At 62.8% G+C, this 21,816-nt stretch carries 19 protein-coding genes and 1 pseudogene; 12 read left to right on the top strand and 8 right to left on the bottom strand.

The window, feature by feature from the left end:
* Positions 1-6: 6 nt before the first annotated feature.
* From AB4Z38_RS22635 to AB4Z38_RS22625, 3 genes are all read left to right on the top strand, one after another.
* Positions 7-837, top strand: coding sequence for a nuclease-related domain-containing protein (locus AB4Z38_RS22635; protein ID WP_441431781.1), 831 nt, complete (start codon positions 7-9; stop codon positions 835-837).
* Between the two features lie 613 nt (positions 838-1,450).
* Positions 1,451-1,708, top strand: coding sequence for a helix-turn-helix transcriptional regulator (locus AB4Z38_RS22630; protein ID WP_347034539.1), 258 nt, complete (start codon positions 1,451-1,453; stop codon positions 1,706-1,708).
* The gene (locus AB4Z38_RS22625) at positions 1,705-2,955 is read left to right on the top strand and encodes a type II toxin-antitoxin system HipA family toxin (protein WP_441431780.1); all 1,251 of its coding nucleotides are present in this window, start codon (positions 1,705-1,707) and stop codon (positions 2,953-2,955) included. The genes AB4Z38_RS22630 and AB4Z38_RS22625 overlap by 4 nt, the downstream gene beginning before the upstream one ends.
* A gap of 305 nt (positions 2,956-3,260) precedes the next feature.
* Here the strand turns inward: AB4Z38_RS22625 and AB4Z38_RS22620 are convergent, their stop codons facing one another.
* From AB4Z38_RS22620 to AB4Z38_RS22595, 6 genes are all read right to left on the bottom strand, one after another.
* Positions 3,261-4,250, bottom strand: a complete 990-nt coding sequence (locus AB4Z38_RS22620) for a class I mannose-6-phosphate isomerase (protein WP_441431779.1) — start codon at positions 4,248-4,250, stop codon at positions 3,261-3,263.
* Positions 4,241-5,437, bottom strand: a complete 1,197-nt coding sequence (locus AB4Z38_RS22615) for an ADP-dependent glucokinase/phosphofructokinase (RefSeq protein WP_441431778.1) — start codon at positions 5,435-5,437, stop codon at positions 4,241-4,243. The genes AB4Z38_RS22620 and AB4Z38_RS22615 overlap by 10 nt, the downstream gene beginning before the upstream one ends.
* Position 5,438: 1 nt before the next feature.
* Entirely contained in the window at positions 5,439-6,302 is an 864-nt protein-coding gene (locus AB4Z38_RS22610) for a ketose-bisphosphate aldolase (RefSeq protein WP_441431777.1), read from the bottom strand.
* 43 nt (positions 6,303-6,345) lie between these two features.
* Positions 6,346-7,239: a carbohydrate ABC transporter permease gene (locus AB4Z38_RS22605; RefSeq protein ID WP_441431776.1), complete on the bottom strand. Its 894-nt coding sequence runs from the start codon at positions 7,237-7,239 to the stop codon at positions 6,346-6,348.
* Between the two features lies 1 nt (position 7,240).
* The gene (locus tag AB4Z38_RS22600; RefSeq protein ID WP_441431775.1) at positions 7,241-8,194 is read right to left on the bottom strand and encodes a carbohydrate ABC transporter permease; all 954 of its coding nucleotides are present in this window, start codon (positions 8,192-8,194) and stop codon (positions 7,241-7,243) included.
* Between the two features lie 65 nt (positions 8,195-8,259).
* Positions 8,260-9,549, bottom strand: coding sequence for an ABC transporter substrate-binding protein (locus AB4Z38_RS22595; protein ID WP_441431774.1), 1,290 nt, complete (start codon positions 9,547-9,549; stop codon positions 8,260-8,262).
* A 252-nt stretch (positions 9,550-9,801) separates the two neighbouring features.
* Here AB4Z38_RS22595 and AB4Z38_RS22590 point away from each other — a divergent pair, with 252 nt between their 5' ends.
* The 5 genes from AB4Z38_RS22590 to AB4Z38_RS22570 all read left to right on the top strand — a co-directional run bounded on the left by AB4Z38_RS22590 (position 9,802) and on the right by AB4Z38_RS22570 (position 14,542).
* Entirely contained in the window at positions 9,802-10,650 is an 849-nt protein-coding gene (locus AB4Z38_RS22590) for a DeoR/GlpR family DNA-binding transcription regulator (RefSeq protein WP_441431773.1), read from the top strand.
* A 457-nt stretch (positions 10,651-11,107) separates the two neighbouring features.
* Positions 11,108-12,106: an NADP-dependent oxidoreductase gene (locus AB4Z38_RS22585; protein WP_441431772.1), complete on the top strand. Its 999-nt coding sequence runs from the start codon at positions 11,108-11,110 to the stop codon at positions 12,104-12,106.
* A gap of 48 nt (positions 12,107-12,154) precedes the next feature.
* The gene (locus tag AB4Z38_RS22580; RefSeq protein ID WP_441431771.1) at positions 12,155-13,021 is read left to right on the top strand and encodes an alpha/beta fold hydrolase; all 867 of its coding nucleotides are present in this window, start codon (positions 12,155-12,157) and stop codon (positions 13,019-13,021) included.
* Positions 13,022-13,049: 28 nt separating this feature from the next.
* A complete protein-coding gene (locus AB4Z38_RS22575) occupies positions 13,050-13,856 on the top strand; it encodes a strictosidine synthase (RefSeq protein ID WP_441431770.1) in 807 nt (268 codons plus the stop codon).
* An 83-nt stretch (positions 13,857-13,939) separates the two neighbouring features.
* A complete protein-coding gene (locus AB4Z38_RS22570) occupies positions 13,940-14,542 on the top strand; it encodes a TetR/AcrR family transcriptional regulator (RefSeq protein WP_441431769.1) in 603 nt (200 codons plus the stop codon).
* 490 nt (positions 14,543-15,032) lie between these two features.
* On the opposite strand, the gene AB4Z38_RS22565 is transcribed toward AB4Z38_RS22570, so the two are convergent.
* Together AB4Z38_RS22565 and AB4Z38_RS22560 are read right to left on the bottom strand one after the other, a co-directional pair.
* A complete protein-coding gene (locus AB4Z38_RS22565; RefSeq protein ID WP_441431768.1) occupies positions 15,033-15,923 on the bottom strand; it encodes an NAD-dependent epimerase/dehydratase family protein in 891 nt (296 codons plus the stop codon).
* A gap of 175 nt (positions 15,924-16,098) precedes the next feature.
* Positions 16,099-17,451 (bottom strand): NosD domain-containing protein, encoded by a 1,353-nt coding sequence (locus tag AB4Z38_RS22560; RefSeq protein WP_441431767.1) that lies wholly within the window; start codon positions 17,449-17,451, stop codon positions 16,099-16,101.
* A gap of 392 nt (positions 17,452-17,843) precedes the next feature.
* Between AB4Z38_RS22560 and AB4Z38_RS22555 the strand changes: the two genes are divergently transcribed.
* The 4 genes and pseudogenes from AB4Z38_RS22555 to AB4Z38_RS22540 form a co-directional block, all read left to right on the top strand.
* Positions 17,844-19,124: an ABC transporter substrate-binding protein gene (locus AB4Z38_RS22555; RefSeq protein WP_441431766.1), complete on the top strand. Its 1,281-nt coding sequence runs from the start codon at positions 17,844-17,846 to the stop codon at positions 19,122-19,124.
* A 66-nt stretch (positions 19,125-19,190) separates the two neighbouring features.
* Positions 19,191-20,078: a carbohydrate ABC transporter permease gene (locus AB4Z38_RS22550; protein ID WP_441431765.1), complete on the top strand. Its 888-nt coding sequence runs from the start codon at positions 19,191-19,193 to the stop codon at positions 20,076-20,078.
* A 119-nt stretch (positions 20,079-20,197) separates the two neighbouring features.
* Entirely contained in the window at positions 20,198-21,121 is a 924-nt protein-coding gene (locus AB4Z38_RS22545) for a carbohydrate ABC transporter permease (RefSeq protein ID WP_441431794.1), read from the top strand.
* Between the two features lie 27 nt (positions 21,122-21,148).
* Positions 21,149-21,816, top strand: a pseudogene (locus AB4Z38_RS22540) (right-handed parallel beta-helix repeat-containing protein); the annotation flags it as partial.

Raw genomic sequence — 21,816 nt, 5'->3', positions numbered from 1 at the left:
AACCCCATGACATCTGACTCTGCATCACAGGATTTTCCGCCAAACCCCGATGGCATCCTGGAACGCGGCGGGCTGAGCGACCGGCTCCCGGGACAGGCTGTCATCGAGAAGCTGCTGGCCGACCGGGAAGGAGAGCCACCGCGGTCTCTTCTGGGGCGTATTTTCGGGGCTGACCCCTTGAGCCCGGACAACCACCCCTGGTACAAGGGCGCCCTCGGCGAGGTAAGCGTGGGGAGGATCCTTGAACAGCTGGGGCCCGGATGGACGGTCCTGCACGCCGTCCCGGTCGGCGCCGGCACCTCGGATATCGATCACGTGCTGATCGGCCCGGCCGGGGTCTTCACCCTCAATACCAAAAACCACACGGGCCAATCCGTCTGGGTGGCCGGAGGGACGCTGATGGTCGCGGGCAAGAAGCAGCGCCACCTCCACAACGCCAGTTATGAAGCCGCCCGAGCGGCGAAGCTTCTTACCAGCGGGGCGAACCAGGCCGTGGAAGTCACCGGCGTCGTCGTCATCGTTGCCCCCAAGAGCATGACGATCAGGGAAAGCCCCTCCGGCGTCGCCGTGGTCACGGACCGGCAGCTCCTGCGCTGGCTCGACAGCCGCCAGGCTGTGCTCACGCCAACGCAGGTCGCCCTGGTGACGGCGGCGGCAGTCCGGCCCGGGACCTGGCACCGGAACCCGCTGGCCGGCGCGGACGCCGCAGCCCTTCAGCATCAATTCGCTGCCCTTCGCACCCTCGTTGACCGGGCACGACGCCGGCGCGCAGGATGGATCCTTGCCCTGTTGATCGCGGCCCCGGTCCTCCTGGCCAATCTCCCGCGCATTTTCTGACTTCAAGACGGCAGAAGGTCGGCAAGGAATGATAGCCGACGGTACCGTGCCTTTCCGACGCGCGAGGGATTCCCGTGAGACAGCTCGGCGCGCGGTCCACGGCGGCGCGCCCGGGGTCCGGCGGCGCGCCGGGTCTTTCCGTGGATGGCCGGGCTTTGGTTGTTGTCCACAGCCCGTGGCCGGTTGGCCCGGGTGGTTGTGGGTATCGGGTGCACAACGCTTCCGGGCTGCGGCGGCGGGGCCTGCCTCGACGATCCCAGTCCGCCCGCCGAGCTTCCTCCTCGTCCCAAAACGACCGTCGTGGCGGCGCACGTAAAGCAGATAAACCAGGAAGGCTACACAATGAACCAATAGAAGAACGAATCCGTGGGTCACAGCTTAGATAGGGGACTGTAGGACCATCTATCGCCTCTGCTGAAGTAGCTTTCGCGTAGCGATATCGACACGAATACGTCCCAATCCGGGCCGGCTCCCGAAAAGCCGCTTGCGGAGGCCTGCCGCCAGGGCGCCCGCGATAGCCGGGAAGCAATGTCAGATATATCGAACATTCCCAAATAGGCCTTGGATGTTTGAAATATAGAACAAATTGTCGGTTTGGCACTATGATCGATATATGGAACACGACGAGCCAACCCCGTTCTACCGTGCCGTGGATGCTTCCTCGCTGGGCAGGGCCATTAGCGATGCCCGCAAGGAGGCCGGCCTGACCCAGCAGGACTTGGCTGAGCGGCTCAAGGTGACCCGCGGGACCATCGTCCGGCTCGAACGCGGGGAAGCCGTGTCGTTGGTGGTCGCCATGCAGGCCATCAGGGTCCTTGGCCGTGATGTCGCCCTCGTCCCGCGGTTTTCGAAGCTTCAGGTCCGCCCGTGAGCCCACACAAAACCCTGGACGTCTTCCTTCGCGGCACGCGGATCGGCGTACTGAAAGGCAGCGGACTTCGCATTTCCTTCCAGTACGACCGGGCAGCTGTGGCCGAGTACGGCTCCGGGTCCATCCTGTTGTCGCTGTCCATGCCCGTGAGCCGGAACAAGATCGGGGGCCCGGAAGTGTACGACTTCTTTGACGGGCTGTTGCCGGAAGGCCAGGTGCGCTCCCACATCGCCAAGGAGAACGGCCTGTCCACGCCGGATGCGTTCGGTCTTCTCAGGGTCCTGGGCGCCGACTGTGCCGGCGCCGTTCAAATCCTGCCGCCCGGGGACGCCCCGGACGTACCAGGCGCCGCCATTCCCATGACCGAGGATGAAGTCGCCACGGTTGTCGAGTCACTCCCCACCTGGGACCTGCCCGATGACTTCCTCATCACAGCCTCCCTGGGCGGGGTCCAGTCCAAGGTACTGCTGACCCGGCACGACGGCGGCTGGGCCTGGCCGGGCCGCGGAGCTGTATCCACCCACATCATCAAGCCTGAGCCCCTGGAGTCGACCATCCCGACCCTCCTCGCCGCCGAGGACTGGGCGTTGAAGACGGCGGCTGCGGCCGGAATACCCGCGGCCACGGCACGCCTGGAGAAGTTCGGCTCCCGCCAGGCGATCATCGTGGACCGCTTTGACCGTGCCCCGGATGGCAGCCGGCTCCACCAGGAGGACTTCACCCAGGCCCTGGCACTGGCCAGCGAAGCGAAGTACGAGGGCAGTTCAGCCCCGCCGTCCCGGCTGACCCGCCTGGTCAACGCAGCCGCACCGCACACGCGCGACGACGATGCCTTCCGCCGGGACCTGCTCAGCGCAGTGACTTTCAACCTGGCGATCGGTAACGGGGACGCGCACTCGAAGAACTACGCCCTTATTCTGCGCGATGGCGGCGAAGTGCAGCTCGCCCCGCTGTACGACGTGGCACCCACGTTGCTGCTCTACGCACCGAGCAACAACGCCGGCCACTCCATCGATGGCCAGATCCGACTAAGCTACATCACCCTGGAGCACCTGGCCCGTGAGGGCGCAGCCTGGGGCCTCGACCTGGACGACGCACGGCAGACTGCGGTGTCGACGCTGGAAGCCATCGCTGCAGCGGCCACAGCGAACCAAGCCCCGGAGGGGTTGAAATTCCTCCAGGACCTGGTGCCCGCCCGCGTCAGCGACCTGCTGAACGGCGGCGCCGCCCGGCGGGAACTCCGCTAACCAGTTCTCGAAGGCGTCAAAATCAACCCGGACCACGCGCCACCGATGGACGGATTCGTCGGCCGTGCGGACGCGCTGGTTGATAACCCATGACCATCGTGACCAGCCAGTGGAACAGGCCCTCGGCAGGATCCTGCCGGCCATGAACGTCGAGGGCACCAAAAACAGCTCGCACGAATCGAGGACACCTTCGCCGAAGTCACCCAGCCCGGTCCGGCGGACATCCATTCGATCTCCGTCGCACTAAAGCTGCTGAGGACCTCGTGCGCAACTGAACGCCCGGCGACACCTCCGGCAACCAGGCGTCACACTCGGCCTTCTGGACTCGGGGGTCGGCACACCACCAGCTCTCCGTGGCCGCTGACCGCGATCGGTCCAATGAAGTGGGGCGCCATCGCCGTACGCCCGGCAGGCATCGCCTCCCCAGCAGCGACGAGGTCCCCCTGCACTGCAACCAAGACCGCGAAGCCCGGGGCGATCTCTTGCCACCCGTCGACGAGGATGCGCTCGACGCGGAAGTATGGATCCGCCACCCGGGGCAGCACTGACCCTTCCCCGGGGCCACGGATAGCAAGTTTGTCGAGCTCCTCCCGGTCGAGGTGTCGGTGGGTCACCGCTTTGAGCGCCAGATCGAAGCCGAGCCCCAGGTGCCCCTCTGCCGGGCCGTCGATTTCGAAGTCTCTCCATTCGAGGAGGATCGACAGGTCTTCCGGTTCCTGCACTTCGAGGAGGAACACGCCTTGGTCGATGGCGTGCAGTTGGCCTGGCGGGACGAATACGACGTCACCGGGCGCGACGTCGATGGGGTTCAGGAGGCTCAGCAGGCTCTCGGAGTCCTGCCGCTCGACGAGGTCGCGCAATTCCGAGCCTTCCACGTCTCGACGGAGGCCAAGGTGGACTGTGCCTCCTCGGAGGATGTACCACGCCTCGGCCTTGCCGTGTGCGTGGCCTAAGTGCGTGGCGGCGAAGTCGCCGTCGGGATGGGCATGTACGGGCAGGCGCTGGCCGGCGTCGAGCAGCTTGACCAGCAGCCTCGTGTCCGCCCCGAAGGCAGCGACGTGCTCGGGACCCAGCCATCCCTGCGGGTCCCTTTCGATCGCTGCGGGCATCGGGACACCGTTCGGAAGCACGGTGATGCCCACATCTGGCTGGGCGAACACCGAGGTCGTGGAGGCAATCCAGTCCTCGGGCTCGTGACTTGCGGCCGGCGGTTCTCCCCGGAAGTCTGTGATCTGGCGGCCACCTTGATAGAAGCGGTTGGCTGGGCGGTTGGAGGGCAGAACGATCAAGTCCACACTGACGCTCCTTCTGTAGCAAGGGCCGCCAGGAATCCTCCGACGAACGAGTCTCCGAGCCCGACGGTTGTAGGTGTGGGGATCGATATCGCCCGAGCCGCAACGGCATGAACGCCTGGACCGGAGATCGCGGCAGCAAGAGCCGCCCCCGCTTCGTTGAGCGGCAGGTCCGCGGTTCCTGCGTACTGCTCCACGGTGAAGTCGTCGCCGCAGCGGTAGCGGGTGCTTGCCATGGCTATTCCTCCGGAGAGCGCGGGGGCGCATTGCTCGGCGTGATCTCCGGCGGCCAGCGCCCAGTACTTCGTGTGGACCACGAATGTCCGGGCCGGAATGACGAAGGCGAGGTCCCCCAATGCTTCCCGCACCGCGACCGGGTCCAGTAGGTCGACCGCGTGGCCAAGGTGCACTTGCATCTCGTCCTCGTTCATTCCGTAGACGTCGATTCGGTCCAGCAACGCGGCGCGCACCCGTGCGCTCAAGGCTGGCCTGTGGAACCCCGCATCTTCGTAGTATACGAAGGCGCCCTCGGGCAACGCGTCCAGCGCTGATCGCAGTTCCGTGAGCCGGGCAGCCAGCACCCCCTCGTCCTGCATGGCGTTCAGACCGGACAGCAGGACGATATGCGCCTTGGCGAGAACCTCCGGCAGGTCCGGGCTGAGGCGCATTTCGGCGTTCGGTGGGTCGTTGACATAGATGAGCCGGTTGGGAAAGGGGGCGACGAGCTCCGTCCCGGGGATCCGGACCCGCGCCCCCTCCTCCCACTGCACGATCACGTGCGGCTCGATAGAGTCGTGCTCGGCGCTCGTAATCCACGAACACTCCGCCGGAAGCAGTCGCCGGAAGTGTTCGTTCACGCTGACCAGGTGGAGGGTCGATGGCATGCCGAGACGCGCGAGGGCGAGTCCGGCCCGAACTCCGGTTCCTCCCAACGTTACCTTGCGGTGAAACCGCGCGGCGAAGGTCTCCAGGGAGTCGGGGGCGGCAACATGCCGCTCTCCCCCGGCGCCCCGCCGGAAGTACTCGAGCACGGACAGCACCAGACTCCGCTCGTCAACGATCGGTGTGGTGTTCCCGAGCTCCTCGGCACGGATGCCGTGGCTCTCGACGAGGTCCTCGATAACTTTGGACGACCAGGCGATTTCGTAGTCAACACTGCCGCCGAGTCCGAGTACTAGGCGCGGCGTCATGTCAGTACAGCTTTGCCTTGCCGGCAGCGTTGAACAGGTCGATCTTCTCAGCCGCGGTGACCTTCATGGCCGCGATACACGGCGGCTGGATGCTGTTCGGCTCACGCAGACGCTCGTCCGTGCCGAGGATCTCGCGCATGCGGTTGTGGTAACTGACCTTGATGTCGCTGGAGATGTTGATCTTATTGATGCCGAGCGAGACCGCACGGGCCAACTCCGCATCGGGGTTGCCGGATCCGCCGTGCAGCACAAGTGGGATACCCACCGCCGCCTTGATCTGCTCAAGCAGGTCGTGGCGCAGCTCGGGCTTCTTTTCGGCCGGGTACAGGCCGTGCGACGTCCCGATCGCGATCGCGAGGCTGTCGACACCGGTCTCCTCGACAAAACGCACGGCGTCGTCGACGTTAGTGTAGATGATCTCGGCCGCCCCGGACTCGCCGTAGCTGTCGTTCGCGCCGATCGTGCCGAGCTCGCCCTCGACCTGAATGCCGACGGCGTGCGCCGCCTCCACAACCTTGCGGGTGAGAGCGACGTTTTCCTCGAACGGCAGCATCGACGCGTCGATCATGACCGAGGTGAAGCCGGACTGGATCGCCGTGATGATCTGCTCGTAGGTGCCGCCGTGGTCCCAGTGGATCGCGACCGGCACGCTCGACCGGTGAGCTCGCGCACGGATCGCGGCGATGAGGTCGGTCGTGATATGCGCGACCTCATCCGGGTGGATGGCGATGATGACGGGGGCTTCCTTCTCCTCGCTGATGTCCATGACACCGAGAAACATCGCCCAGTCGCTGATGTTGAAGGCCGGGATGGCAAAGTTGTTCTGGTTCGCGATGTCTAGAATGGTCTTTCCGTCGACGAGCATGGTGCATATCTCCTTGTGTTGGGTTGAGGTTTTTTTGAGGCGTTCAGTCTTTGACCGCGCCGGAGGTGAGTCCGCCGATGAAGCTCCGCTGGAACAGAAGGAAGAGCACGAGCACAGGGATCGACCCCAGGATGCTCATCGCCATCATCTGGTTCCACTCAAAGGAATGCTGGCCCATCAGCAGTTGAATGCCGATCGGCACGGTCCGCATGGCGTCGGTGCGGGTCAAGGTCAGCGCGAAGAGGAACTCATTCCACGAGATCATGAATGTGTATACCCCGACTGCCACGATTCCGGGTATCGAGATGGGCACGAGCACCCGCCACAGGGCGGTCCAGGCGTTCGCGCCGTCCACCTTGGCTGCTTCATCGAGTTCGCGAGGCAAGGTGTTGAAGTACGCGGTCATCATGATGATCGCGTAAGGGAGCGTGAACACCATGTGGGTCAGGATCAGGCCCGGATAGGTGTTGTAGAGGCCGAGTGCGACCATCAGGCCGAAGTAAGGGATCACCAGCGTGATCGGCGGAACGGCTTGCACAGAGACGATCACGACATTGATCAGCCGCTTGCCCGGGAACTCGTAGCGGCTGAAGCCGTACGCGGCGAGGATTGCGGTCACCAAGGTCAGCAGGGTTACCGATATGGCGACGATGTAGCTGTTCAGGAAGAACCGCAACCGCGACGGGTCGGTGAGGATCGCCGTGTAGGCATCCAGCGAGAAGCCGGACGTGATCAGTTTCGGTGGGAGGGCGAAGACCTCTCCATTCGCCTTGAACGAGGTGGAAAGCATCCACAGCACGGGCAGCCCCGCATATAGTGCCCCGATCACCAGGGCCGCGAAGGCTCCCACCTTGAGCAGGGTCTTCTTTCCCGCCCGCCGCCCGAGAGGGGCGTCGATCTTTTCGTCTCTGCGTCCCCGAAGAGTCAAGTTGCTCATCTCAATCACGCACCGTTTGATGCCGAACGTAGAAGAAGGCGAGGACCATCGTGAGCAGCAGCACGATGACCGCGGCCGCGGAGGCCGTCGAGAAATCGAAGTTGCTGAAGGCCTGCTTGTAGGTGTAGGTGCTCAGCACCTCCGTGGCGTTGAGTGGGCCCCCGCCCGTGGTCATCCAGATCAAAGCGAACTGCTGTGACGTCCAGATGAGGTCGAGCACCGCCATGCTGATAATCACCGGACGGATATGCGGCAGTGTCACGTACCGGAACCGCTGCCACCATCCCGCCCCGTCGACGCGTGCAGCCTCGTGTAGCACTGTTGGCACGCCCTGCAGGGCGGCCAGGAGGCTGATCATGAAGAACGGGTACCCTGACCAGATGTTGATGAAGGTCACGGAGCCCAGTGCCGTTTCGGGTGTGGACAGCCAGTTCGCCCCCCGGAGGCCAAACGTGCCGAGAACGTAGTTCACCACACCGGAGGGGTCGAGCATGAGACGCCAGACGACGGCGATCACCGCAATGGTGAACAACCACGGAAGGATGTAGACCACCCGGAAGATTGCCTTGGTGACGTTGCCGAGCAGCGAGGTGTTCAGCAGCAACGCAAAGACGAGACCGAGCACCAAGTGCACGACGGTGCTGAAGGTGATGAAGAGGAAGGTGTTGCCGAGCGCCACAAGGAAAGCCGGATCGCTGAGCACCTTCACATAGTTGGCAAATCCAACGAACACCGGGTTGGGCGCGATGATCGCACTATCCATCAAGGAATAGCCGACGACCATCACAATCGGCACCACAGTCAGCAGCGTAATCAGGGCCAGCGTCGGCGAGACGAAGCCGAACGGAGTGAGCTTGCGGGCACGCACCGCAGAGGCGTTCCGCTTACTCGACCGCAGGCCGACGGCGGGTCGTACCGTGCCGGGTCCCCCGACGTTAGTAGAGGACAGATGCATGTCTAGAACTCCTTTGTGGGGTCGTGCCGCAAGCTGGGCGGCACGACCCCGTCGAATCTTCGACGTCAGAAGATGGATTTCCATGCGGACTGGACGGTGCTGAGCGTCTGATCGACGCTCTGGCTGCCGGTGAGGGTCCGCTGCAGCTGCTCGTCGAAGGTGCGCTGCAGCTGGTCGGCCTTTGGCAGGCCGGTGAACTCATTCGCCGGGTAACCGGCCTGGTAGATATCGAAGGCCGTCTTGAACAGCGGATCGCTCTTGCTGAAGTCAGGCGTCGCCGTCTTGTTGCCCGGGAAGCCGTTCGCAAGGTTGCTCAGTTGAGCGTTTGTGTCCTTGCTCATGAGGAACTCGACGAGCTTGGCCGCCTCCGCCTTGTGCTCGGACTTGCTCGAAATGCCAACACCCCACGACGCGTACGGGATGCCACGTTTGCCGGTGAAACCATCCTCGGAAGGAACCGCTGCCACCGTGAAGTTGAGTTTAGGGTTGTTCTTCTTAATCAGGTTGATGTGAGCGAGCGAGTCAATCACCATGCCGACCTGGCCGTTGGTAAACTTCTCGACCTTGTCCTGCTCCTTCATGGTCAGGGCGCCGGGGGCCAAGACGTTCGCGTCGTAGAGGCTCTTGACGTAGTCGACTCCGCTCTTGACCTGCGCATTCGTGACGTCAGGCTCCCCGTCCTTGAGCATGCTGCCACCAGATGCCCAGACCCATGACATGACGTCGTTCTGGATGCCGTTGGGGACTGCGGTGTCGAGGGGCAGGGCCCAGCCCTTGACGTTCCCGCCGAGAGCGCTGATCTTCTTGGCTGCGTCGAGGAACTCACTGCGAGTGTCCGGCACCTTGTTCACGCCGGCCTGCTTGAGCAGGTCGTTGTTGACGAACAAGGGGTAGACGAAGTTGACCGCAGGGATCATATAGGCCTTGCCGCCAACCTTTACCTCGCTTGCCAGCTGGTCTTCGGAGAAGTTGTCAGCTTTCAGCAGCGGAGAGAGGTCGGCGATCGCGCCCTGCTTGGCGAAGTCACTCACCCAGGCACCGTCGAGGCCCAGGACGTCGGGCAACTGGCCCGAGGCTGCGTCGGCAACCATCTGCTGCTGGTCTGCGGAAAAAGGTGAGCTAAGGAGCTTCACCTTGATGTGTGGGTTCGCCTTCTGGAATTGGTCAATGAGGTTGGCCAGGGATCCTTGCGGGAGCTCAGGCTCCCACCACTGGGCGAACTCGAGGGTGACATCGCCGGTGGCACTGGCACCACCGGAAGGCGAGCCACTGCAACCTGACATTGTGAGAGCTGCAACGGCGGTTACGCCTAACGCTGCGAGCAACCGCGGGCGGCGGCCTCTCCTCATGCTCATGTCCACTCCTTCGTGTAATTGCTTGATCATGCGCATTCATTGCGTGATATAGGACACACTAGTCCTGTGAATGACGCAAATGCAAGCATAAAAATGCAAAGAGTCTGACTAAAGATGACAAGAACGGCATCCTGGTCTGAAGAATCAATGTATACGCGCTGACGAGCGGTTGATTTCCCCGATGTGCAACACTTCTGCAGTTCTTTGCTGTATTTGCTTCGGGCGAGTCAGTTCCGGTGCTAGCATCGCAGCGTGAGCGAGTTAGACAGCATGACCATAGACGAAGGGCGTTCGCGCCGACATCCAGCAGGCAGGAAGGCGCAGCTCGTCGCATACGTCACGGAAGTCGGCCAGGTGACCGTGGGTTCGCTGGCCGATCGTTTCGGTGTCTCGATCGACACCGTGCGCCGCGACCTCGACCAACTGGACGGCGAGGGCCTTCTTGTGCGCACCTATGGAGGCGCTGTTAGCGTGGCCATGAGTTCCCGAGTTGAGAAGGCCGTGGATCTGCGCCTTGGCCTGCAAGCCACGGAGAAGGAAAAGATCGGCGCCCTTGCAGCTCAACTCGTGCGGGACGACACCGGGATCATCATGAATGGCGGGACCACGATGCTTTCGGTGGCTCGTGCACTCCACAATCACCGGGACCTGACCATCGCCACGAACAACCTACTCGTGCCAGCGGAACTGGACCCTGCAGTCTGGCGGGAACTGTACATCTTCGGCGGCTCCGTTCGCTCCACAACTCTCGCAACGACCGGGCCCACGAGCCTGCGGATCGCAACAGGCGGGGCCGATCTGGACATTCGCTGCGACTTGGCGCTCATTGCCATCGGTGCGGTGTCAGTGCAGGGTGGCTACACCACAAGCAATGTCGGGGAAGCCGCCATGATGAGCGAGATGATGACCCGTGCCACCCGGGTTGCCGTGCTGGCAGACTCGTCGAAGTTCGACAAGCAGCTCTTCGCCCAAATCGGCTTGCTCGATAGCGCAGACTACTTCGTCACCGACACCCACCCTCCCAAGGAACTTGAGGCAGCATTCCGTGACAACGGCGTGCGCATCATCACCCCGGAATCGGGTCTGGAGCCTATCTCCTGATCCAAAGAGACCTGTGCGCCCCTCGACTTCGACAATGAGGTCAACGAACCCGGCTCTCCCCCCGTGACAGAGCTCTAGATCGTGCACCCAGAGCCAGAGGACCAAAGGCCCGCTGACCTGCGGAAACACGTGCCCAAGGTGGGGCTCGAACCGCATTCCGACCCCTGAAAACACTGGGAACTCCCGAAAACATAGCCAGTACGGCCCAGTCCGGCCGATGAACGACCCGGTCCGACGCCCAAAGTGTTGACACTGTCAACACCCGCAGATAGAACCAACGGAAGCGCCGTGGTGACGAATCCAGCACGTCGCCACGGCGCTTTCCATTACCTCTTGACATTAAACTGAGTTCAGTCATAATTGATTGTAGTCACTTTAGCATGTGTCATCCCGGGCGAAGTTGCCGTCGCCACCGGAGCCAGATACCAGAACATCCACCCAGAAGGAGCATCGCGGCATGCGGGCATTCGTGATCAACAAGTACAAGGAACCGCTGCGCGAAGCCGAGGTTGCTGAACCCGCCGTCGGCGAACGGGACGTGCTGGTGCAGGTGCAAGCTGCCGGCCTGAACCAGCTGGACGAGAAGATCCGCCTGGGTGAGTTCAAACAGATCCTTCCCTACAAGCTCCAGTTGGTCCTGGGCAACGACGTCGCCGGCACCGTGCTGCGCGTCGGGGAAAGAGTGAAGGGGTTCAAGCCCGGCGATGAGGTCTACGCCCGTCCAAACGAGGACCGCATCGGCACATTTGCCGAACGTATTGCCGTCGCGGAAGAAGACCTTGCGCTCAAGCCCGTCTCGGCCAGCATGGAGGAGGCCGGCTCGCTGCCACTGGTGGCTCTTACCGCGTGGCAGGCCCTCATCGAGCAGGGCAATGTGCAGCCAGGACAGAAAGTTCTCATTCACGCCGGCGCCGGCGGAGTCGGTTCCATCGCCATCCAGCTGGCCAAGCATCTCGGCGCGACCGTTGCAACCACCGCCAGCAGCTCCAACGCCGACTTCGTGCGGGACCTCGGCGCGGACATCGTCATCGACTACCGCACCCAGGACTTCGAGCAGCTCCTGAGCGGATACGACCTGGTGCTGGATAGCCTCGGAGGGCACAACCTGCAGAAATCACTGCGCATCCTCAAGCCCGGCGGGAAAGCGATTGGGATCGCCGGCCCGCCCGATCCGGCATTCGCCCGCAAAGCAGGCCTCAACCCCATACTGCGCCTGGCGATCACCGGGCTCAGCAGCAAGATCCGGAGGCAAGCCAGGAAGCTCGGCGTCAGCTATGAGTTTCTCTTCATGCGTGCCAGCGGCGACCAGCTACGCCAGATCAGCGCCCTCGTTGACGACGGCGTGCTGCGCCCCATCGTAGGGAAGGTCTTCGCCTTCGGCCAGGCTCCAGAGGCACTGCAATCCCTGGCCGCAGGGGGCTTCCGGGGCAAAGCAGTGCTCACCGTCACCAGCTGACCCTCCGACAGCCACTATTCAAGCAGAGAATCCAGGAGAACAACCGTCATGGACAACACCGACGCCCCGAACGAACCAGTCGTCACCTCGTACGCGAAGGCACCTGCCAGCACTGTCACCGCCGGAGGCGTCAGCTACGCCTACCGCGAGCTTGGGCCCAAAGGCGGCATCCCCGTCGTGTTCTTCGTGCACCTGGCAGCCACCCTTGATAACTGGGACCCCCGTATCATCGACCCCATTGCCAAGAACCGCCACGTCATCACCTTCGACCAGCCCGGCGTCGGCGCCTCCACCGGACGGGTCCCCGACAACATCGAAGCAATGGCCGACGACGCCTACACCTTCATCAAGGCCCTCGGATTCGACAAGATCGATGTCTTCTCCTTCTCATTGGGCGGCATGATCGCCCAAGACCTGACCCTCAAACATCCCACCCTCGTCCGCAAGCTCGTGCTCACAGGAACCGGCCCGCGAGGAGGCAAAGACATCGACAAGGTCGTCGGCACCACCTACCGGGACATCCTCCGGGCAACCCTGACCCGGTCCGACCCCAAGGAATTCCTGTTCTTCAACCGCAACACCACCGGCAAGCCCGCCGCGCAAGCGTTCATCAAACGCCTGCAGGAGCGCACCATCGGCCGTGACAAGCCGATCAGCACCCGTGCATTCCGAATGCAGCTGAAGGCAATCCAGAAGTTCGGCCGCTCCGCCCCGTCGGACCTGTCCACGCTCACGCACCCCACTCTTATCGCCAATGGCGACAACGACCGCATGGTGCCTTCCGTGCTCTCCGAAGATCTGCACCGGCGCATCAAGGGATCCGAACTGATCATCTACCCCGACTCCGGGCACGGCGGTATCTTCCAGCACCACCCCCGGTTCGCACCCGCCGTCGTCGAATTCCTCGCCCCCTGACCACCACGCTCGCGATAAGAAGGCATCAATGGGCACCTCACCACCAACTACCGGACTGCACCTAGAAAAGCATTTCACGTCCCCGGTCCTGCTCTGGGTGCGCAGCGGCCAGTCCCGTCAAACGGGCATGGACTACTGGAAGCGTCCGCATTCCGGCATCATCGCCGCCACACCAGGGCTGGAGGAGTACCGGCAGATCCACCTCGCCGAACACAACCCCGGCCTATGGCCCGCAACCACAGGGGTGGAGACCGCCATCCCCGCGGACCGGAAGATCGACGGCATAGCGGAAGTCACCTTCCAATCAGCGCTTTCGCCGCTCAAGGGGCGCAAGGAGACCGCCTTGGCCTATAAGGACGAGGTCAACGTATTCCGCCGCACCCTTCTCAACGCCGGCCCGCCGAACACTTCACACTGGTATCACGTCGCCTCCCCGGCAGAGACTGTCGGCGCTCGCGCGATCATTTACCTCCGCCGTTGCCCCGGCATCCACCCGGGCGAATTCAGGCGGCTCGTGAAGAAGGGACTTGTTCCTGCCCTGGCTGACACTGGGATGCTCAAGGAACTACGCACTCAATCATTCATGCCATGGATCAAGAAGACATGGGACACCCTAAACGTCGCCCACCACAACCCCAGTGATCAGCGCTTCCATGCATCCATCATCGTGGGATTCGCCAACAATGCCGCCCGCGCCACCTTCTTTGACAGCACCGCGGTCCAGGATCTGTCCCACCAGCTGAAGCCATTGGCCTCCGCGATCCACGCCTACGAGGTCGAAGCTGCCCTGACCTATGTCAAGCACAGCCAGATACTCCCCCACTACGAAGAGTAGCGGCACCGCGTGAGAGACCCGGTTCCCCCCGGGTTCGTTATACTCATTATTGAGCCCAGTCAGTTTAATTCCGGAGGAAACTCATGCCCGTCGTGTCCCAGCCGCTCGGACGGCGCGAGCGGAACAAACAGCAGAAGCTGGACCGCATTACCGCCGCAGCCAGTGAGCTGTTCGCCGAATACGGGGTCGAGGACGTCACCACCCAGCAGATCGCCGACAAAGCCGACATCGGCACCGGAACCCTTTTCCTCTACGCCAAGACCAAGGGAGAACTCCTCCTCCTCGTTCAGAATGCCCACTACGCCGAAGCTCTCGAGCGGGGCCGGGCGGATGCTGAAACCATCCAGGATGCCCTGGGTGCGGTGATGGCCGTCGTGCGGCCGATCGTGGAGTGCAACCGAACCCAGATCGACAACGGACGCTTCTATCTGCGGGAAATGGTCTTCGGCGACCCTACGGAGCCACAGCACAGCGCTGCTCTATCCATCGTTGGGCAAACCGAGGAGGCCATTGCCGCCATACTCGACAGAGAAAAACTGGCCGGCGCGGATGACGCCGCGACGGCGGCGCGCATTGTCTCCGCGATCATGTTTGTCAGCATGGCCGCTAGCGTAAACGCTGGATTGGAAACTGAAGCACTGGTGCAGGACATCAGGACACAAATCAGCCTGCTCATATCCCGCTGACGCGGCCGGCAAACTCGATCTGGACGGCAGCCACTCGTTACGTTTGCGGTCGAGGAGACAACCACTGGCCTCTGGCCATAGCACCTTGGCACACGAATCGCCCGAAATCAGCAGCACTGGTCGGCGAAGCCCCTGCAGGAATATCGGTGCCTTTGGGCGATGTCCACCTGCTCGGTGGTTATCAGGAGAGGCCCAAGGATCTGCGGGCCTCATCGAGGGAGCAAAAGTGATTGATGCGAATGCGAAGAAGGAAGCCTTCCTTGCCGCCCAAGTAAAGCTCTACTAAACCCTGCGTGCCGGGGATTCATTTCAGTGACGGTTGCTAACGGGCTCAACTTTCGTGGGGTCGCGTTCAATCATTCTGGCCGGCAGGGAGGGGTCAGGTTCTGCCTCAGCAGTTGTTAAGGGGTAGTCACGCAGGCTGCCGATGGATGGCTGCACGGCCCTGCAGGGCTAGCGTGTCGGTGTACCACCCTCGACTTGATGACGTTCAGTAGTCGCTGGTTCGTGCTTTCACCTGATCGTCGCTGAGTCCAGCGACTTCTTTGATCCATGTACCGAAGTCACGGCTCGGCGCGTAACCGACCTCAGTCCAACCGAGCTTGCTGGGCCGGACGGGAGGGGCCGAAATGTCGAGGCCGAACCGCTCGACGACGGACCGGGCCCCACGAAAAAGGCGGTCTGCGGTGCCGATTGGATCATGTTCCCAATCGCGCAGATCGTTGGCCGACACTGTGTCCGGATGGAGGGCATCCAACACCAGACCGCCGTCGTTTCCTGCCACCCAGTCCACCGACAACACGATTGCGTCGAGCACATCATTGCGATCTACACGCTCGTAGAGCAGACCGCTGCCATAGTCACGGGCCCAATCCGTCCAGGGGACCAGTGAAGCAGGGCGGACCGCGACAGATGAGATGCCGTGACGCGTCCGGTGATAGTCCAGAAGCTGCTCGCCGATGACTTTCGTGAATCCGTAAACGTCCTCCGAGTCATGCCATGCCTGCGAGGAAAGCCACACCACTTTCCTGACACCCGCGGCGACCGCCGCCTGCAGGGTGCGGAATGTCCCGTTTACATTGAGTTCCCAGAATTCCGTTTCAGTGTGATCGACGACGTGGATGCCGTGCAATGCCGGCAGGTGCACGAGAATGTCGGCGTCGGCCGTCGCGGCCTGGAGGCCCGCTCCCGTCCGGAGGTCCGCCGCGGCGAAACGTGCTTCCGTAACCAGTCCGTCGACGGGTTTAAGGTCGGAGAGGGTCAAGTCGTATCCAGCGGCAAGGAGACGTGGTGCAAGGCCACGGCCGATGTTACCGCCGGCACCGGTAATAACGACGCACGTGCCGTTCGGTCCAGGAGCGCCCTGGTTTACGTGAATCATGATGCTCCTTTCGGGAAGTCAGGACATGCTGGATATTTCTTCCGGCATCCCTGATCCGAGCCTATCGGGGAAGGTTACTCGCCCTCAGCACCAGGCCGGGCAAATCAATGCCTGGGAGCGCGCCCCGGGGACGGAAGCCGCACCCCGGGACGCGCTCCTGGCGCGCCTTCGTCGGTCAGGGGGTCGGTCGGATGGCGGTGTCCGGGCTGTACGAAGTGATCTGGGAGGCGGCACCGCTGTCGAGCACTTTCGAGTGGGTGGTGGATGCGTCGAGGACGACGTGCTGGGAAGCGACGTCGCTGGCCACGTGGTTGAGCGCGACCACGTTGGCGTCCCCGCCGGCGATCAGGATCTGGGTCGGTTGGGCGCCGGCGGGGGCGATGTTGGCGGGCGGGACGTTGTAGGCGAAGAAGTTGTCCGAGATGAGGTTGTTGTCTCCCTCGACATGGACGACGCCGTAGAGGTCGTCGAGGCCGTTGCCGCGGCCGATGAACGGCGGGTACCCCTCGTTGGTCCGGCGGATGTGGTTGGCCGTGATGAGGTTCTCCTTGCAGCCGTTCAGCAGGCGGAGCATGCCGGGGTAGAAGCCCTGGAGCCTGTTCGAGGTGACCGAGCACCGGTTGCAGCCGGTGAATTCGATGAGGCTGCGGCCGCGGGGGAAGAGGTTGTTGCCCGTGACGAGGAGGCCTTCGTGGTTCTCGGCCAGCAGTGTGACCCCGTCGGGGCCGGCGCCCATGTGATTGCCGCTGACAATGGTGGCCTGCCCGGCCCCGGTGAGCTCGACGCAGTTGCCGCATTCGGCGATCATGTTGTCGTTGACGCGCAGCGCGTCGGCGCCGTGCACGATCAGGGCATGTTCGAGGTAGACGAAGCCCATGCCGGTGATGTGGAAGGAGTCGTTGTCGGAGGCGACTTCGATTCCGGTCTTGCCGTTGTGGTAACTGTTCTTCTCGGGGGTGAAACCGACTCCGTCGAGGCAGAAGTCCCGGAACACGATTCCTGAAAGACGGGGATCCCCCGCCCGCTTGACGAGGAATGCCTGGGGCGCGCTCGGAGAGGTCAGGACGCGGATGTGGCTGGCTCCGGGCTGGAGGTTCTGCCATCCGGTCGGGTTCGAGTTGTCGAGGATGCTTCGGGAAAAGAAGCCATGCCCGAAGCCTGCGATGGTCAGGTAGCTTATGTCGACGACGACCTGGGTGTGCAGGTCGTAGTCGCCCGGAGGGATGATGATCGCGGCTCCGGGACGCGCGTCCGGGGACGCCGGCCGTTGCTTGATGTCGGCGATGATGTCGTTGATGACCGCCCCGATGTCGGACTGCGCGGTGACGTCCGGGTGCGCCTTGATCCTCCACGTGGTCACGTCGTACGTGTTAGGCGAATCGAGGGGGGCGCCTTGCTGGCCGTCGGCCGCATTGGCATTCTGCATTGTTCCAAGGCTCAAGGCAGCCGCCAGCGTTCCGGCGGCTCCCGCGCCGATCAGCCGGCGTCGGCTCGGATTCGCCTTTTCTAGATTCTTGCCAGTTAACACGGGTTCTCCTCTGTGAGATAAGAATGCTGCGGTTCGGAATCGGGCACTGCCGGGTTGGTCTGCCTCGCGCTTGACTGTCCTTGTCATGCTTCGGCGGCATCACGCTTTTATTCCGGGAAACGGCTTACGTCCCACGTCGACTGATGCCACAACTGATATGCCAAACCGTTTGGGCTAACGAGAGATGACACTAGGAGCACGGTATGCCGGCTGTCAACGCCAAAATTCGGACTGAAGTTTTTGGCACATCCGCCGCGTCTACCAATGATTTGTGACCCTTGACACCCTCCGCGCTCTCCGCGTAATCTGATGCCAAGTCGTTTTGGCAAAACGGTTTTTCACCCAAAAGCCCGTCTATGTAGTTTCATTCCCGAGAAAGGGAGTCGACAGCGATGTCCTCTCGAAAAACAATCTCCAGGCTTGCCGCTATAGGTAGCCTTTCGACGGCCGTGATCCTGGCCGCGACCGCGTGCGGCGCAGGAGGCCCGGCAACGTCCGGGGGCGCCGCGGGCGACTCCATCAACGTCCTGGTGGAGGCAGGCGGCCATGCAGAACTGCAGCCGATTGCCGACCAGTGCAAGAAGGACAGCGGGGTCAACGTCAACTTCGTTGAACTCCCTTATGACGGCCTCTTCAACCGTCTCTCCAGTGAGTTCTCCTCCGGCACTGTCTCCTTCGATGTTGCTGCCCTTGACTCCGTCTGGCTGCCCAGTTTCAAGGACGCCCTGCAGCCCATCGATGAGCTCTTCACGGACGAGGCAAAGAAGGACATCTTTCCTTCACTGGTCAAGGAAGCCAACGTCGATGGCCACTTCATCGGAATGCCGGCGTGGACCAACGCCGAGATAGTCCTCTACCGCAAAGACCTCTTTGAGGACGCCAAGAACAAGGCCGGCTTCAAAGCGAAGTACGGCTACGACCTCGCCGCGCCGAAGACCTGGCAGCAGTACCAGGACATCTCCGCCTTCTTCACCAAAGATGGCATGTATGGCACGGACGTCAAGGGCGGCGTTGAAACCGAGTACCTCGCCCACGTGCTGCAGGCCGGATCGCCCATGGTCCTGGACAGCAACAACAACGTGGTCATTGACAATGCGGCCCACAAACAAGCGCTGGATTTCTACACCAGCCTCGTCAAGGACGCCCCGGCCGGTGCGGCCCAGGTCGATTGGGCCGCCGCCCAGAACCTCTTCAACCAGGGCAAGACGGCCATGACCCAGTTCTGGGCCCATGCGTACCGGCAGATCCCGAAGGACTCCCCGGTCTATGGCAAGGTCGGAACGGCCCCGATGATCGGCGGGTCCGCCGGTGTTGCCGGTGTTCCCGGCCCGTGGTACCTCTCGGTACCCAAGGCAACCAAGAACACGGACGCCGCGAAGAAGTTCGTCAAGTGCGCCTTCGACCACAATGATCTGGCCATCCAGTCAAGCCTTGGCCTGGCGGCACGCGTGTCCGCCTTCCAGAAGTATCAGGACCAGCCCGGCTACGAGAGTTTCAAACCGCTGATCGAAACCCTTAACGCTCCCGCGACGGCGACCCGTCCGGCAACAGCAAAGTGGCAGCAGATCGTCGACACCGTGCTGGTTCCGATGCTTCAGAAGGCCGTTGCCGGCGGAGACAGCACTACCTTGCTGGCGGACGCCAAGTCCAAGATCCAGGCCCTCCTTAAGTAAGACTCCGCGGCCGGCAGCAGCCCATGGCGTTGCCGGCCGCGGCCCCAACCAGCGGAAGAGAATCCCGTGCGCATCCCCGATCGCCGCTTCGCCCTCTACCTGATGACCCCCGCGGCGTTGTTCCTCACAATCTTTGTCGCCTACCCGCTGTTCCGGCTTGTCGCGGACAGCTTCTTCAAAATTTCCCCGATCGTCGGGGGCCCCCGTGACTTCGTGGGCGTGGACAACTACGTCCGGGCCTTCACCTCAGAGGCCTTCATCGGTGCAGGATGGCGGACCCTCGCCTACACCCTGATGGTGGTGACCCTCGAATTCACCCTGGGCCTGGGCATGGCCCTCCTGTTCACCACCCTGGGCCGGAAATCCCAGGTCTGGCGGACCATGTTCCTGTACCCGCTGATGATTGCCCCGATCGTGGCCGGGTTGTTGTGGAAGTTCCTCATGATCGATAACTTCGGCTTGCTCGGCACCCTCCTGAACCAGGCCGGCATCCTGCAAAACCCCAACCAGATCGGCTGGCTGTCGAACCCGGACATCGTCCTGTTCTCCGTCGCCGTCCCGGACATCTGGCTCACGACCTCGTTCATGTGCCTGGTACTGTTCGCAGGCCTGCAGAACATCCCGGGAGACCTCATCGAGGCGGCCAGGCTCGACGGCGCCCGCGCACCGTCGCTGCTGTTCCGGATCATCCTCCCGCTGCTCCGGCCGGTCATCGCCGTGGCGCTGGTGGTCCGCGGCATCGACGCAGCACGGGCTTTTGACACCATCCTCATCCAGACCAACGGCGGACCACAGTCCGCCTCCGAAACCATGAGCCTGCTCATCTACCGGACGATGATCCGCTTCGGCGACCCGGGCCTCGCAAGCGCCATGGGCACCATCTACCTGCTGGCCATGCTCGCCATCGCTTTCGTCGCCGTCACCACCATCTGGCGGCCAGGAAAGGACACCTGATGAGCTTGGCCCAGACTCCCGACGACAGCGGCGCGCTGGCGGCCGCCGTCCCCGACCGGCCACGCCACGCCGGCATCGCATACCGCAACGCGCCGGCACCGCACCAAACGGAGAGCACCATGCCAAGCCGGACAGCCCTAGCGCCTCAGACCACCAAGGAACCTGCGTCGGCCGGCGGAGGCCGCAGGCGCCGCGGCGTCAATCGTGAAGGACTCGAAGCCGGCAAGCGCAGCACCAGGACCATCCTGTGGATCCTCCTCGCCGCGGCGCTCGTCCTCTACGGATTCCCGTTCCTATACCTGCTGTTCACGTCCTTCAAGACGCCGATCGACACCATTGCCGTGCCGCCGACCATCCTCCCCAAGGAATGGACGCTGGACAACTACATCAACGCCCTGGGCCGCAGCGGGGTACCGGCGTCGTTCATCAACAGCATCCAGACCGCCGTCATCAGCACCCTGCTGTCCCTGGTCCTGGCCGTCCCGGCGGCCTACGGCATCACACGCTACAAAACAGCCAGCGGCCGCGTCTTCATCATGGCCGCGCTGGTCACCCGCATGGTGCCGCCGGTAGCCATCGGCATCCCGCTGGCATCCATGATGGCCTCCGTCGGCCTGGCCGACACCCCGATAGCGCTGTCCATCGCGCACACCACCATCTCGCTGCCGCTCTCCATCTGGCTCATGTCCAGCTTCTTCGAAGCCGTGCCACAGGACCTGGAGGAAGCCGCGACAGTGGATGGCTGCAGCCGGCTCGGAGCCCTCTGGCGGGTAGTCATCCCGGTCGTCTCCGGAGGCATCGCAGTCACGGCGATCTTCGCCTTCCTCGCGTCCTGGAACGAATTCCTGTTCGCGCTGCTCATGACCGCCGTCCGGTCCCAAACCACCCCCGTGGTCATCGCAAACTTCCAGACCCAGTTCGGACTGGACTGGGGATCCATGACAGCCCTCGCGGCCGTCTACTCGATCCCCGTCATCCTTCTCACTCTTCTCCTGCAGCGCAAGATCGTCGCAGGCATGACACTCGGCGCCGTCAAGGGCTGAGAAACCACAACACAACGGGAAGAACCCATGTCAAGCAACAACTACTACGACGTGACTACGTGGCCCGTCGGCAATCCGTCCCAGGACGTCGGCGAAGTAATCAACAGCATCATCGCCGACATCAAGGACCGGCAGAGCGCCACCGATGCGAACAACGGAGGAAAGCCAGGCGCGGTGATCTACCTTCCGCCCGGGGACTACCACCTTCGTACGCAGGTGATGATCGACATCAGCTTCCTCAGGATCCATGGCTCGGGACACGGCTTTACCTCGTCCAGCATCCGGTTCAACGTTCCCGAAGACGAATGGCCCGACTTGCATGAGCTGTGGCCCGGAGGCAGCCGCATTATCGTCGATATCCCCCTCGACGGAGACGAGGAGGAATCCAAGGGAGCCGCCTTCTACGTTGAGCGAAGCGGGAGCCCGCGGATCAGCTCGGTCGAGTTCTCCAACTTCTGCATCGACGGGTTGCACTTCAACCCGGACGGCTCGGGGATGCATCCCGAGAACACCTACATCAACGGCAAGACCGGCATCTATGTCGCAAACGCCAATGACTCATTCCGCGTCACCGGCATGGGGTTCGTCTACCTTGAGAACGCCCTCACCATCTACCACGCGGACGCGCTTTCCATTCACGACAACTTCATCGCCGAATGCGGAAGCTGCATCGAGCTGCGCGGCTGGGGACAGGC

It is taken from the genome of Arthrobacter sp. 2RAF6 (assembly GCF_052115205.1).
Taxonomy (GTDB): Bacteria; Actinomycetota; Actinomycetes; order Actinomycetales; family Micrococcaceae; genus Arthrobacter.
This window is presented reverse-complemented; position numbering and strand designations above follow the sequence as displayed.